The sequence below is a fragment of the Bifidobacterium sp. W8104 genome, from assembly GCF_016100735.1.
In the GTDB taxonomy this organism is placed as follows: Bacteria; Actinomycetota; Actinomycetes; order Actinomycetales; family Bifidobacteriaceae; genus Bombiscardovia; species Bombiscardovia choladohabitans.
In genome coordinates this window covers 1,981,572-1,995,396 of the sequence record NZ_JACFRW010000001.1, presented here as the reverse complement: position 1 = coordinate 1,995,396, position 13,825 = coordinate 1,981,572, and the positions used below count along the sequence as shown (strand labels likewise).

Genomic DNA, 13,825 nt, shown 5'->3' with positions numbered 1-13,825 from the left:
GGGTCAGCGCCCCCTGTCCAGCCGGGTCAGGGCCTGCTTGAGGACCTTGGGAATGTCGGCCGACTGAAGGGGCAGGGAGTAGCCGCCCTCGCTGCAGGTCTGCTCCACGGCCTGCTCGGCATCACGTTGCATCCAACCCAGGGAGATCAGCCCCTCCACCACCTGATGGGCGCCATCATCGGTCTGGGCGGGTCCCTGCCTGCCTGTGCCGGCATCCAGATCCAGCTTGCCGGAGAGTTCGAGGATGATCTTCTGAGCGCCCTTTTTGCCCAGGCCAGGCGCCCGGGACAGGGCCGCAGCATCGCCGTCGGCCACGGCCTGGGCCAGCTGGTCCGAGTTCAGAGTGGCGAGGATGGAAAGGGCCACGCGGGGCCCGATGCCGCTGACCTTCTGCAGCTGGGCGAAGAGGGATTTGGAGGTGCGGCTGAGGAATCCGTAGAGGGTCAGCGCGTCCTGGGTCAGGGAAAGGGCGGTGTAGACGGTGACCGTGGACTCGGCCCGCATGGAGGCCAGGTCCGACTGGGGCATGCGCACCTCGAAACCCACCCCCGAAACATCGATGACGGCATAGCCTGTTTCGATGGCGGCCACCCGCCCGGTCAGCATTGCCAGCACTTGATCACCCCTCGATGGAATTCGAACGTCTGTTCGAATCAGATTACATGTCTCGCTGGACTCCCCGGTACCTGCCGTACTCGGCAGAGGCTTCGGCCCACTGACGCTGGGCCTGGGTCAGATGCTCCTCGCGTTCCCCGCCCTGGATGGCCCCGGCAGGCCTTAAGGCATGGCAGATCGCCTGGGCCAGTGCGTCGGCGGCATCGGCGGGCTTGGGCAGCTGGTTGAGCCCGAGAATGCGGGCCACCATCCGCTGCACCTGGATCTTGTCGGCCTGGCCATTGCCGGTCACAGCCATCTTGGCCTCGGTAGGGGTGTGCAGGGCCACGGGAATCCCACGCTGCGCCGCCCCCAGCATGGCCAGTCCGGCCGCCTGGGCGGTTCCCAGCACGGTGTTGTGATTGGACTGGGCAAAGACCCGCTCGATGGAGACGACGTCGGGGCTGAAACGGTCCAGGGCGGCCGTCAGCCCTTGATAGATGGTCAGCAGCCGCAGGTCCTGGCTCTGTTCAGGGTCTGAGCGCACGACGTCCACATGAACAAAGGAAAGCCGGCGCGATGCACCGGCTTCAATGACGCCAACGCCGCATCGGGTGAGCCCCGGGTCGACGCCGAGAACGATCATAGGGTCACTCGTCGTCCAACTGGGCCATGACCTCGTCGGGGGCGGTCCAGTTGCTGTAGATCTCCTGCACGTCGTCCAGGTCGTCCAGGTTGTCGATCAGCTTGGAGACCTTGCGGGCGGAGTCCAGGTCCAGGGTGACCTCGCTCTTGGGGTTGAGGACCAGGTCGGCGGAGTCGTAGTCCATGCCCGCATCCTGCAGGGCCTTGCGGACGTTGACCATGTCGCCGGGGGCAGTCAGCACGGTGTAGCTCTCGCCGTTGTCCTGCACATCCTCGGCACCGGCCTCGGCGGCCTTCTCGAAGACCGTATCGTAGTCCAGGCCCTCCGAGGGGACGATGATCTGGCCCTTGCGCTCGAAGTTGAAGCTGACCGAGCCGTTCTGGGCCAGGGAGCCGCCGCCCTTGGTCAGGGTGGAACGGACCTCGGCGGCCGCGCGGTTGCGGTTGTCGGTCAGGCATTCGATGATGATGCCCACGCCGGCGGGAGCATAGCCCTCGTAGACGATGCTCTCGTAGTTGGCCGCTCCGGCCTCCTCGCCCGAGCCGCGCTTGACGGCCCTGGTGATGTTGTCTGCGGGCACGGAGGACTTCTTGGCCTTGACGATGGCGTCGTAGAGGGTGGGGTTGCCGTCGGGGTCACCGCCGCCGGTGCGGGCAGCGATCTCGATGTTCTTGATCAGCTTGGCGAAGAGCTTGCCACGCTTGGCGTCGATGGCTGCTTTCTTGTGCTTGGTGGTCGCCCACTTCGAATGCCCTGACATATGTCTCCTGACGGTACGAATGCGTAAACGAATGGAATTCTAGTTCCGCTCTTCGACAATTTTACGGGTTTTCAGGCCCTTCCGTGGGGGCTTCATCGTAAGGAGAACCAGCCCGGCGGCCCACCAGCCTGCCCAGCAGGCCACGGCGATGGTCGGGGCGGGCCGCCAGGGCACGGGCATAGACATCCAGAACCTGGTCGGTGACCCGCTCCCAGTCGTAGTCGCTGGCCCGGCGCATTCCGCACGAGGCCAGTTCCAGGCGCGTGGGTCGGTCGTCCAGCAGTTCAAGGACCGACCTGGCGCAGTCCTGGGGGTCTTCATTGGCGAACAGACGTGCGCTGTGGCCGTTCTGGGAGACATCCTTGAAGGCTGGCAGGTCCGAGGCCACCACCGGGCAGCCTGCCGCCATGGCTTCGACCAGCACGATGCCAAAGCTCTCTCCCCCGGTCTGCGGGGCCACATACAGGCCCAGGCTGTGGTAGAAGGAGGCCTTGTCCTCGTCGCTGATCCGGCCCAGGAAGGTGAAGTGCCGGGCCAGTCCGGGATCGACGGCTTCGAGCAACTCCCGCGCCTCCGTTTGGCCGTCACCGGCACAGAGGAAGCGGGCACCGGGCACGCGCCGAAGAATGGCGGGTGCGGCCTGGGCCAGAATCCTGAACCCCTTGCGCTCCTCCTTCATCCGGCCCAGGAATCCGATGGTGGGTTCCCGCTCGCTCCCCTGCCATTCCGGGCGCGGCCGGGCATTGCGCAGGGCTCTGGTCTCGATGCCGTTGGGGATGATCTGGCTGGGTATGCCCGGCTCCAGCAGATTCTGGGCATTCTGCATGGCCGATGGGCTGACGAAGATGGCCTGGCTGATGTTGGCCAGGTATCGGCGCAGGTAGCGTCTGGTCAGCCTCAGGGCCAGCGGGGTCGAATCGAAGGCCGCATGGAAGGTGGCCACATAGGGGCAGGGAATGAATCCCGGCCGCAGGGGCTTGTGGCTCAGGGAGGGCACCTCGGGCTCGTGCAGGTGCAGGATGTCGAAGTGGCCCTGTCTGACCCACTGCCGGGTCTTGTGGCCGGCCACGCCGAAGTAGCTCAGGTTGGCCACGGATCCGTTGTAGGGAATGGAGAAGGAGGAGCCGGTGGTCTGCACCCAGAGGGGCATGTCCTGGGTGCGTCGGCCCGGGGCCAGAACCTGCACCTGGTGGCCGCGCTCCATAAGATGCCTGGCGAAGTCGCGGATGTGCAGTTGGACGCCGCCCGGGGTCTCGAAGGAGTAGGGCGAGATGATCCCCACCCGCAGAGGCGCCTTGATGGCGGCCCGCTCCGGCTCCCGCTCAGGCCTTTGTTCGGGTGCCTTCAAGCCCGTCACCTCCCTTGTTCTCGGATGCCTGGGCCAGGATGAAGTCCGGTAGGTCGTGCATCCGGGAAAGATCCAGATCCTCGAGGAAAATCGGCTGGAGCATGTGCCAGTCCTCGGGATGCTCGCGAATGCCCTGGGCCCACTGGTCCACCCAGGCCTGGGTCAGGTCGTTGATGGCCTGCTCCCGGGGCATGTCCAGGTAGGGCTCGATGGCGATGGGCCCGTCCACCTGGCAGACATAGCCGTAGGGGGCCTTGGCCTGCCGGCGGCGCTCCCCCGTCAGCTTTTCCCTGTGCATGTTCACGGTATACAGGGGCAGACGGGCATCCAAGGCGATGACGGCAGGACCTGCGGCCACGCGAATCCAGGAATCGAAGGCCTTGACGAAGACGCCTCGGCGGCTCAGGTCGCGGTCGGCCAGCAGGGGCACCACCTGGTCAGGCTTCCGCAGCAGGGTCGTCAGACGGCCGGTGATGTCCGGCTCGCCGGTCAGCAGGATGTTCATGCCCAGGCGGCGACGGATGTCCGCAAAGGTGTTCAGCATGCCCTGGTCCCGCAGCCGCTCGGCCACCGTGGTGACCTGGCCGACCGTGGAGCAGGCCCAGAAGCCCGCGTAGTCCCAGTTGCCCTGGTGGCCCATGCCGATGGGCAGGGATCGCAGACCGATGTCGCTCTTGGCCGGATCCGGGTAGGCGCTGCCACCGCCGTGTATGCGTGCCAGCAGCTGCTCCTTGGTGCGGGCCCCCACGGTCAGAGCCTCGACGAAGTAGACGAAGTAGGAGCGCATGCCCTGGCGTGAGGTGCGCCGCAGGTTGCGACGGTCGGCTTCCGGCATGACATGGGCCAGGTTGCGCTCCAGCTGTCTGACGCCGCCTATCCGGAACAGCCAACATAGGTCGGCCGCTGCCAGGAAGAGGCCGCGCAGCAGCCCCTCGGGCACCAGACGCGCGTGCTGCGCCAGAAAGATGAGCAGTCGGTCCGGCATAGGCTCACTCGTGGTTGGGATTGGCGGGCTGCGGGTTGCGGCCCATGTCCTTGGCGACGTGGCTGATCCGCTGCCAGACGGTGACGATGCCCAGCAGAGCCAGCAGGATCAGGAAGCAGCTGAGCACGGCCAGGGGCAGCCCGGCTCCCGTCAGGGCCATGCCCACCAGGATGACGACCAGCCGGTCGGACCTGGTGGCGATGCCGTTCTTGGCCTCGAAGCCCTCGGCCTCGGCCCGGGCCCGGGCGTAGGAGGTGACGAAGGAGGTCATGATGGCGAAGAGGGCTGCAGCCATGCCCACCTGGGCCCAGATGTCGGGACCTTGGTGGCTGCCATCGGCCACCCAGGCCAGCTCGTGGCGGCGCAGGTAGATGATGACCCCGGCCAGGACGGCCCAGTCGGCTATCCGGTCAAGGGTGGAGTCCAGGAAGCCTCCGAATTGGGTGCCACCGCCGGTCAGCGCGGCTACGGACCCATCCAGGGAGTCGAAGGCCACCAGAATGGCCAGGACGATGGCCCCGGGCAGGAGCCAGCCGGTGAACCCGGTCGCGATGGCGACCATGGTGGTGCCTACGGCTCCGCTGATGGTGACACCGTTGGCGCTCACGCCCAGACGAACCAGGCCGCGGGCGATGGGGGCGATGATGCGCTTCCAGGGGCGTCGTAGATGCTCGAACATTGGTCAGTCCTGACTGCAGGAGGTGTTCGCTCGGAAGTCGTCCGCCGAGTTGATCTGGGCGCGGACCTTGATGGCCTTGTTGATCCAGGCGCGGGCCTGCTCCACGGGCACCCCGTTGAGCTGGCTGCCGTCGCGGAAGCGGAAGGAGACCGCGTTCTTGGAGACGTCCTCCTCGCCGGCGATCAGGATGAAGGGGGCCTTGGACTTGGCCGCGTTGCGGATCTTCTTGCCGAAGCGGTCGTCGGAGCGGTCGATCTCGCAGCGGACCATGTCGTCGCGCAGCTGGTCCAGCAGGTGCTCCAGGTGGGGGGCGAACTCATCGGCCACGGGCACGGCCTGCACCTGGACCGGGGCCAGCCAGGCCGGGAAGGCGCCGGCGTAGTGCTCCAGCAGGATGGCGAAGAAGCGCTCGATGGAGCCGAAGAGGGCGCGGTGGATCATGACCGGCCGCTGGTGGGAGCCGTCGGCGGCGATGTACTCCAGCTGGAAGCGCTCGGGCAGGTTGAAGTCCAGCTGAATGGTGGAGACCTGCCAGGTGCGCCCGATGGCATCGCGGGCCTGCACGGAGATCTTGGGCCCGTAGAAGGCGGCGCCCTCGGGGTCGTCGACCAGTTCCAGCCCGGAGTCCTTGGCCACCTCGGCCAGGGTGTTGGTGGCCTCCTCCCAGACCTCGTCGGAGCCGACGAACTTGTTGGGATCCTTGGTGGACAGCTCCAGGTAGAAGTCGTTGAGGCCGAAGTCCTTCAAGACCTTGAGCACGAACTGGAGCAGGTTGGTCAGCTCCCCCTTCATCTGGTCCCGGGTGCAGTAGATGTGGGAGTCGTCCTGGGTCAGGCCGCGTACGCGGGTCAGGCCGTGGACCTCGCCGGACTTCTCGTAGCGATAGACGGTGCCGAACTCGAACAGCCGCAGGGGCAGCTCCTTGTAGGAGCGCTGGCGGGACTTGAAGATCAGGTTGTGCATGGGGCAGTTCATGGGCTTCAGGTAGTAGTCGAAGCCCTGGCGGGTGACCTTGCCGTTGGCGTCCTTCTCCTCGTCCAGGTGCATGGGCGGGTACATGCCGTCCTTGTACCACTGCAGGTGGCCCGAGATCTCGTAGAGGTGGCCCTTGGTGATGTGCGGGGTCTGCACGAAGGAGTAGCCGTTGCGCCGGTGCATTTCCCGGGAGTAGTCCTCCATGGCGTTGATGACGGCCGCGCCCTTGGGGTGGAAGACGGGCAGGCCGGGCCCGATCTCGTCCGGGAAGGAGAAGAGGTCCATCTCGGCGCCCAGCTTGCGGTGGTCGCGGCGGGCGGCCTCCTCCAGACGGGCGGTGTAGGCCTTCATGTCGTCCTTGTTGGCCCAGGCGGTGCCGTAGATGCGCTGGAGCATGGGGTTCTTCTCGTCCCCGCGCCAATAGGCAGCGGCCGTGCGCATGAGCTTGAAGGAGCGGATGTAGCGGGTGTTGGGCAGGTGGGGGCCCCGGCAGAGGTCCTTCCAGACCGTGTTGCCCTCGCGGTCCAGATTGTCGTACATGGTCAGCTCGCCGCCGGTGGCCACCTCGGTGGCCTCCTCGCTGTTGATCTCGGCCTCCTTGGCCCCGATCAGCTCCAGCTTGTAGGGCTGGTCGGCCTCCTCCTTGCGGGCCTCTTCTTCGGTGACCACGCGCCGGCGGAAGCTCTGGGAGGACTTGATGATCCGCTTCATCCGCTGTTCGATCTGCTTGAGGTCGTCGGGGGTGAAAGGCTTGTCCACGTCGAAGTCGTAATAGAAACCGTCCTTGATGACCGGGCCGATGCCCAGCTTGGCGTCCGGGCGGATCTCCTGGACGGCCTGGGCCATGACGTGGGTGGCCGAGTGTCGCATAATGGCCAGCCCTTGGTCGCTCTCCAGGGTGATGGGCTCGACCTTGTCGCCCTCGTGCAGGGGTGTGTAGAGGTCGCGTGGCTGCCCGTTGAGGTCGACGGCGATGATGTCCTTGTCGTCAGCAAAAAGCTGGACGCCAGTCTGATCCGCCGCCACCTCCTTCCGTTCGCCCTTGACGATGATGGAGATGCTCGACTGTGTCATGAATGCCGTCCTTGCTATCGGAGCCCGCGTTACAGGGTGCAGGCTGGACATGGTTATCGAGCCACAGCCTAGGTCGTCACTCAGACAAGGAGGGGCCTTTGTTGCCCATGGAGCGCAGGTAATCCTCGGCTTCCCGGACCAGCTCTTCGGCGGCCGGCTCGTCCACCTGGGCCTGGTCGACATCCATCTCCAGACGGTGGACGTAGTTGGCCAGGTCGTCGTTGCAGCGCAGGAGCATGCCGGCCTGGGCCTTCCACTCGGCGGCCTTGCGGGGCAGCTCCCCCTCGTCAAGGTGGACGCCGAGCATGGCCGAGAGCCTTTGCAGCAGCTGCAGGGTGCCCTGGGCGCACTCGTCGCTGCCCAGGTACTGGGGAACGGAGACCCAGATGGACTCGGTGCTGTAGCCGTCCTGGGTGGCTAGGGCGTCCAGAACGGTGGGGATGCCTATGGGGCCGGAGTGGCCGTCGGTGTCGGTCTTAGGCTGGTCGCCGGCCAGGTCGTCGATGGGCAGGGGCCTGGTGTGGGGGCAGTCGGCGAACATGGCGCCCAGGGTGATGATGGCCTCGGCCTCATCGTCCTCGGCCCAGTGGATGCTGCGCCGGCAGAAGTCGCTCCAGTGGTAGTTGGGCTCCGGGCCCATCTCCAGCAGGAGGGTGTGGGTGTCATCAATCCGCACCCGGTAGATCTTGGCGGAGGGCCAGATGATCCGCCGCCGACCCTGCACATGGCAGAGCATGGGCCGTGACATCTGGTAGTCGTAGAACCCGTCGCCCGGAATGCTGCCGATCTCGTGGGACTCGTAGACGTTCAACAGGTGGCGGATGACGTTGGTCGAGGCTGAGCACGCATCGTTCCAGCCATCGAAGGCGGCCACCATGGTGCAGTGCTGCCTGGCTTCTTCACTCATACCTCTCACCCTACCGGTAGGAAGCCTTGTATTTCGCGGCTTTGCCATCAGCGGAGGGTGGCTCTATGACGCGGCGACACGCGCTTTTTGCCAAGTGCGGAGGTCTACGCTACAGTAGTGCAACGTGCTTCGGCAGTCACCACCACGGTGAAAGTTGAAAGTGCGGGCATAGCTTAGTTGGTAAAGCGCGACCTTGCCAAGGTCGAGACCGCGGGTCCGAGTCCCGTTGCCCGCTCGAGGTTTCGAGCAGTTTAACCAATACGGTGGGTTAGCCAAGCGGTTAGGCAGCGGCCTGCAAAGCCGTATAGACGAGTTCGACTCTCGTACCCACCTCTCTCTCGAAACGAGAATGACCCGGGCGGTTGGCGCAGAGGTAGCGCACTTCCCTGACACGGAAGGGGTCACTGGTTCGAATCCAGTATCGCCCACAAGGATCACTTCGGTGGTCTTTCCCAATCCGGGCGATTGGCGCAGCGGCTAGCGCACTTCGTTCACACCGAAGGGGTCGCAGGTTCGATTCCTGCATCGCCCACCTGGATTTTCCACTTCTCCCCTATCTTCCATCCGGTAACGGTTCTCAGTCAACGATTGGCAGCCAACCAACCTTCTGAATTGTCAGTGATCGAATCCCCGAGGATCCCTGGCTAATGATCCCTGGCTAATGATTCCTTCTGCGGAAATTCAGGTAATAAATTATTGTTAGCAGACCAGCTGAGATTTAGTTTTCGGGCTCGCTTTAGGTAGCCGACTCCGCTGAATTGTGCACAAACCGCCCCTTGCAATGCCGGTTGTTGCGGCATATAGCGAACGGAGTGTTGAGCATGTCCGGGACCTTGTGATAATTTGCTCTTAGCAACAGGTCGGGGGACCTGCCAGAAACGGGAGTACCTGATGCATCCTTGAAGAGGTGATAATATGAAGAAAGGCCTAGGCCAATGAGGGCACGTAACTAGCCTGGCTGATTCTGCAATGCATCACAGCTTGAGGAAACTGTGGGCTCCCTGTTTTATCTATGTAATACTTGCGTGGTCTGTTTGCGTGGCCACGTTCCGGTTGTCGCCAATGGCGGCGGCCGCGCTGTAAAGCTCCTCCGGCGGCACAGAAATATACCCCCCTCTCCTGCCGCCGGGGGTTTTACTTTTCAGGCCCTATTTGAGGGCCTGTAGGTACCGGTAGAGGGTGGGAATCGATATCTTGAGCTCGGGGGCTACGATGCCTACCGCGCCCTTGATGAGGAAGATGCCCCGGTCCTTGATGTTGCGGATGATGTCCAGCCTGTCCTGCTTGGTCAGCTTGTCCATGGGGATGTTGAACTGGCGGATCTCATCCCTGGTGATCCTGCGGATGTTCTCGGCGGGCTCCTCGCTCACGTGGCGGCGGGAGGTCTCCGTGGAGATCTGCACATCGTTGGAGTCGATCGAGGACAGGGTCTGCAGCACATGCGCCGCCTGCTGCAGCTCGGTGATGTTGATGCTGATGCAGAGCAGGCCAATGACGGTCTGCTCCTGGTTGCGGATCAGGTAGGAGGAGACGCGGAACTCATGCTTGTTCAGGCGGCGCCCACGGTAGTCGGAGACGAAGTCGGCCCCGTCCTGGTCGGCCCGTATGGCCAGTTGGAGCGTCTGATCCGTAATCCCGTCGCCCAGGGAGCGTCCGGAGAGCTGGCCGTTGCGGATGAAGACGATGGAATTCTCCGGGCGGGTGATGTCATGCACCACAATCTCGGCCATGGGACCGAAGGAATCGGCTATGAATTCTGCCAGGGGAAATACCTCTTCAAGGTTGTCTACTGTGAAATGCATGGCTGATCCTCAACATCCTAACAGGGCGGCTTGTAGCCACCGGTTGGTGCTGCGGGAAGCGAAAGGCATTGGATGGCGTGATATGGTCCATCACCTCCATACCAGCCAATCGGCCTCCTCTACTCCCGTATATTAGACCTTCTTTTGCGCACTTCTGTCCGTTGCATACGGCCTATCGAGGCCGCAGGAGAGCCGAAGTACCGAAGGAGTTTTCATGGTAGCGCACGAAAGCGGCTGAATCTTGCTTTTCGCAAACCCGGCCAGTCGTAACGGACGCAGCGTTGTAGCGAAGACGCTTCCCACCTATCCTGCAGGACAGGATGAGAGCGGACACCTGGTAATCAAGGGGAACCGAATGATTCAGAAGCTGAGGATAAGTACCTGTAACGCGCCTAGGACAAAGTGCATGAACAATGTGAGTCTGGTCACGTATTTTGGGATCGGTTGTATCTAAAGGCCACTTTGTCAAAGAAATTAAACAAGTTGATACGACACATGTCTGAATGGATAAACAGCGGCCGGGCTGGCTGGGGGCGGTTAAGCCTCCTGGCCTGCCCGGCCGTGTTTCCCCTCTCTCCCAGGCGGGTACGGGGGCGTGCATGCCTGCCCTCGGCTTCCGCCTACAGAAGTGTGGTGGGGGCGCGGGAGGGAAGTGTCGGGCTCTCTTGGGGTTTGAGCCTTGATTGGCACGTTTCCTCCCTGCTCCCCCTGTGTGGGCCGGGGGCTGGGGGATTGATACGCCGCCCGGCCGCTCTTACTCGTGCGAAGCGTGAACCAGTTGGCGTGTCTCCTGCCGGTGGCGGCGCGAGGCGAGGACGCCGCCCATGCCGGTCATGCCGGTGGCCAGGGCGAGCAGGATGCCCTCCCCTCCGGCCTTGGGGAGCACGCCTGCTGGCAGGTACGTGTACTTGAGGGAGGTGTCCGGCGTTTGGGGTGCGCCGCCCAGCGTGTAGTCCACACTGACCGTGACCGGGCCCGGCTGGTGTGCGGGAGTTGTCACGGTGACGCTGCCGCCGTCGCCGCGCGTCAGTCCTGATACGGCGGTCTGGTCGAACCTGACGCCGGTGATCACCAGAGCCAGGTTGAACGACACCGGCACAGGAGCCGACTTGCTGTCTGTGCTGCCGTCGCCGAGCCGGCCACTGCTGTTGTTGCCCCATGCCCAGGCGTTGCCGTCGCTGCCCACGGCCAGCGAAAGATGGGATCCGGCGCTGACCTGTGCGGCTTTGAGCCCTTTGCTCGTGTCGGTGGGGCTGGCGGGGTCGCGCACGCGCACAGGAACATACGAAGAGCTGTAGCTGTTGTTGCCGAGCTGGCCATTGCCGTTGTTTCCCCATGCCCAGGCGTTGCCGTCGCTGCCCAGGGCGAGGGAATGAGTGGCTCCGGCGCTGACCTGCAGGTAGGTGAAGTCCGCTGGCAGGTCCGGGTAGGTCTTCCGGTCGGGCGTCTTCACCCTGACCGGCGTGTACCGGCTGCTGCTTGTCCCGTCGCCGAGCCGGCCAGAGTCGTTCCATCCCCAGGCGTAGGCGTTGCCGTCGCTGCCCACGGCCAGGGAATGAGCGCTTCCGGCGCTGACCTGCAGGTAGGTGAAGTCCGCTGGCAGGTCCGGGTATGTCTTCCGGTCGGGCGTCTTCACCCTGACCGGCGCATGCTGGTTGGTGCCCGTCCCGTCGCCGAGCCGGCCAGAGTAGTTGTTTCCCCAGGCGTAAACGTTGCCGTCGCTGCCCAGGGCCAGGGAATGAGAGCCTCCGGCGCTGACCTGCAGGTAGGTGAAATCCGCTGGCAGGTCCGGGTACGTCTTCCGGTCGGGCGTTCTCACCATGACCGGCGCATGCTTGTCGTCTCCCGTCCCGTCGCCGAGCTGGCCATAGTAGTTGTATCCCCAGGCGTAGGCGTTGCCGTCGCTGCCCACCGCCAAGGAAAAACCATAGCTGGAGTTTGTTGATCCGCTGACTTGGCTGAATCTGATGCCGCGGCTGGCGCTGTCGGGCGGGGTGATGGTGGCGGGTTCCCTGCCCAGCTGGCTGCCCTTATTAGGGCTGATGCTCCACTTGGTGTTCCGGCCTGCCGGCGTCCAGCGGGCGGCCAGGGTCAGGTCCTTGTCGACGGGCCTGCTGAAATCGTAGGCGACCTCGCCAATGAACCATCCGTCGAACAGGAAGCCCTCACGCACAGGGTCGGGGGAGGGCCGCTTCACCCTCCCGTACGGGGAGGAGACAGTCTGGTCCGCTGGTTTCGGGCTTCCGCCGCCCGTGTCGAAGCGGACCGTGAACGCGGATCGTTGTCCGGCACCTCTGGTCAGCGGCTGGTCGACCGTGTACGCAAGGCTCCTGGCGAAAGGCTGCCCGTCCTGCCTGCCAGTGATAAGGATAGCGGCTTGCCCGGGCTTATGGGCGGGCATGTCCGCCTGCCAGGAGCCATTGCTCCTGCTGAGCGGCAACGCCTGGCCGTCCAGGCTGGCTGATTCCAGGATGGGCGCTGTGGCGGTGCTGACTCTTGCTGGCTTGTCTGGGTTGTTTTGAGGGTTCATGCTCCATGTGAGCATGCCGCCCTGCCTGCTGATGGCGGCGATCCCGCCGCCGGTGCTTGCAGCCTGCACGTACTGCTGGCTCCCGTCGTCCGCACGCTTGGGGGCTTCGCCGGGCTTCCAGGCCCAGACAAGACCCTTGGTGTCAACCAACGCTGCTTGTGTAGCGTCACTGCTTATTGCTGCGACGGCAGAATGGTCGGGCATAATCAGCAATTCTGGCTGGGTTTGTCTGTTGTCCAGATAACTGGTCTGGCCGGTTGAGTCCAGAAGCACAAAGCCATGATTCGTGGCTGATATCTGAACAATTCGGTAATTAATCTTGACGAGTTGGATCTGATCGGTATCAATGGCACCCGGCTTCCAAGCCCAGATTTTGCCCTTGCTGTCCATGGCGAGCAGGCGATCAGCATTGCCAGCCACCTTGATTGCTGAGGCCTGGTTGGGCAGGCTTATGGCCTTTCCTGTCAGCTTCCCCATGCTGGTCCATGTGCGTATACGGCCATCCTGATTCACTGCTATGAGCTGGCCAGAAGCCATGGCAATGCTGGTGTACGTCGTGGAATCTGCGTCAAGCAAGGCAGGCGTATCCCCGCCTTTGCTCCAGGTGTAGATGCGGTGGTCCCTGCTCAAGGCCGCGAAGCCGTTATGGCCAACTATTCCAGTCATGAATCGCACGTCACCGCGTTCGCCCTGAGGTGACGGCACCTGAACAGACATTTCAGCCTTTGATGTCCAGATGTACAGGCGGCCATCGCCGGTCACGCCGATCAGCTTGTCGTCATGGGCTTCCAAGGTGCTGAACGAGGGTGAGTCCGCACTCGGGGGTGTGATGGTGATGCTGGTGCCGCCGGAAGCCGGACCATGGTCGGGGCTGAGCGCCCAATCAGTCACCTGGGTCCACTTGGCCTTCAAGGTGATGTCCCTGGTGATCGGGGTGCGGAAATCCATCATCGCGTCATGCTCGGACCAGCCGTTGAAACGGTAGCCGTCGCGCTTCGGATTATCAGCAGGCGGCGAAACCAAAGCGCCATCCGGCACAGTTACACGTTCCGCTTTGCTTCCATCGGCAGGGTCGAACACCACAGTATGAGAATCAGCAGTAGACTGGATCCCAGCAGGTGAATAAGAGCTGGATGGCGAGATTCCAAGGGATTGGGAAGATCCTGTCGGGGTTTGAACAGGGGAGGAAGAAGCAGACGACGCCTTCAGCGGCGACGGGGAAGGCAGATTAGATGGTTGTAGATCGCTCAGGGAACCGTTATCTGCCTGAGCGGTATAGCGACCCCCCCCCCCTGTTGACATCTGAGCCGGAGGCGAAGACGGTGCCGGTGGCCATGCCGGTCAGCAGCAGGGGTATCAGCACCAATGCTGACATGAGCGGCCGCAGGCCAAACCTATGCGTACGAGAACCGGCAGACGTCGACGACGAAACCACAACAAACCTCCCCAAAGGATTCAAAACGCTTGGCTGACCCAGTCCCCCGCAACCATGGGCAGCGCATGAGCAAATCGTATCACGCAGCCA

General features: G+C 63.6%; 10 protein-coding genes and 4 tRNA genes. 4 read left to right on the top strand and 10 right to left on the bottom strand.

Annotated features, from left to right (window positions below; translation table 11 throughout):
* Window positions 1-3: 3 nt before the first annotated feature.
* From ruvA to H3U89_RS07855, 8 genes are all read right to left on the bottom strand, one after another.
* Entirely contained in the window at window positions 4-615 is a 612-nt protein-coding gene (gene ruvA / locus H3U89_RS07890; RefSeq protein WP_198179634.1) for a Holliday junction branch migration protein RuvA, read from the bottom strand.
* Window positions 616-658: 43 nt separating this feature from the next.
* Window positions 659-1,240 carry a crossover junction endodeoxyribonuclease RuvC gene (ruvC, locus tag H3U89_RS07885; protein ID WP_198179636.1) on the bottom strand — a complete coding sequence of 194 codons (582 nt, stop codon included), beginning with the start codon at window positions 1,238-1,240 and terminating at the stop codon, window positions 659-661.
* A gap of 4 nt (window positions 1,241-1,244) precedes the next feature.
* Window positions 1,245-2,000, bottom strand: a complete 756-nt coding sequence (locus H3U89_RS07880; RefSeq protein ID WP_045935369.1) for a YebC/PmpR family DNA-binding transcriptional regulator — start codon at window positions 1,998-2,000, stop codon at window positions 1,245-1,247.
* A 61-nt stretch (window positions 2,001-2,061) separates the two neighbouring features.
* A complete protein-coding gene (locus H3U89_RS07875; RefSeq protein WP_198179638.1) occupies window positions 2,062-3,348 on the bottom strand; it encodes a glycosyltransferase family 4 protein in 1,287 nt (428 codons plus the stop codon).
* Entirely contained in the window at window positions 3,323-4,333 is a 1,011-nt protein-coding gene (locus tag H3U89_RS07870) for a phosphatidylinositol mannoside acyltransferase (RefSeq protein ID WP_198179640.1), read from the bottom strand. The genes H3U89_RS07875 and H3U89_RS07870 overlap by 26 nt, the downstream gene beginning before the upstream one ends.
* A 4-nt stretch (window positions 4,334-4,337) precedes the next feature.
* Entirely contained in the window at window positions 4,338-5,012 is a 675-nt protein-coding gene (gene pgsA, locus H3U89_RS07865) for a phosphatidylinositol phosphate synthase (RefSeq protein ID WP_198179642.1), read from the bottom strand.
* 3 nt (window positions 5,013-5,015) lie between these two features.
* Complete coding sequence (thrS, locus tag H3U89_RS07860; protein ID WP_198179644.1) at window positions 5,016-7,061, bottom strand: threonine--tRNA ligase; 2,046 nt, start codon at window positions 7,059-7,061, stop codon at window positions 5,016-5,018.
* A 76-nt stretch (window positions 7,062-7,137) separates the two neighbouring features.
* A complete protein-coding gene (locus H3U89_RS07855; protein ID WP_045924425.1) occupies window positions 7,138-7,968 on the bottom strand; it encodes a PAC2 family protein in 831 nt (276 codons plus the stop codon).
* A gap of 162 nt (window positions 7,969-8,130) precedes the next feature.
* On the opposite strand from H3U89_RS07855, the gene H3U89_RS07850 reads away from it, so the two are divergent.
* The 4 genes from H3U89_RS07850 (at window position 8,131) to H3U89_RS07835 (ending at window position 8,500) form a co-directional block, all read left to right on the top strand.
* Window positions 8,131-8,203 (top strand) — tRNA-Gly (locus tag H3U89_RS07850).
* 27 nt (window positions 8,204-8,230) lie between these two features.
* Window positions 8,231-8,301 (top strand) — tRNA-Cys (locus H3U89_RS07845).
* Window positions 8,302-8,324: 23 nt separating this feature from the next.
* Window positions 8,325-8,396, top strand: a tRNA-Val gene (locus H3U89_RS07840).
* Window positions 8,397-8,427: 31 nt separating this feature from the next.
* Window positions 8,428-8,500, top strand: a tRNA-Val gene (locus tag H3U89_RS07835).
* Between the two features lie 616 nt (window positions 8,501-9,116).
* On the opposite strand, the gene H3U89_RS07830 is transcribed toward H3U89_RS07835, so the two are convergent.
* Window positions 9,117-9,770, bottom strand: a complete 654-nt coding sequence (locus tag H3U89_RS07830) for a helix-turn-helix transcriptional regulator (protein ID WP_198179646.1) — start codon at window positions 9,768-9,770, stop codon at window positions 9,117-9,119.
* 754 nt (window positions 9,771-10,524) lie between these two features.
* Complete coding sequence (locus H3U89_RS07825) at window positions 10,525-13,383, bottom strand: InlB B-repeat-containing protein (protein WP_198179648.1); 2,859 nt, start codon at window positions 13,381-13,383, stop codon at window positions 10,525-10,527.
* Window positions 13,384-13,825 lie beyond the last annotated feature (442 nt).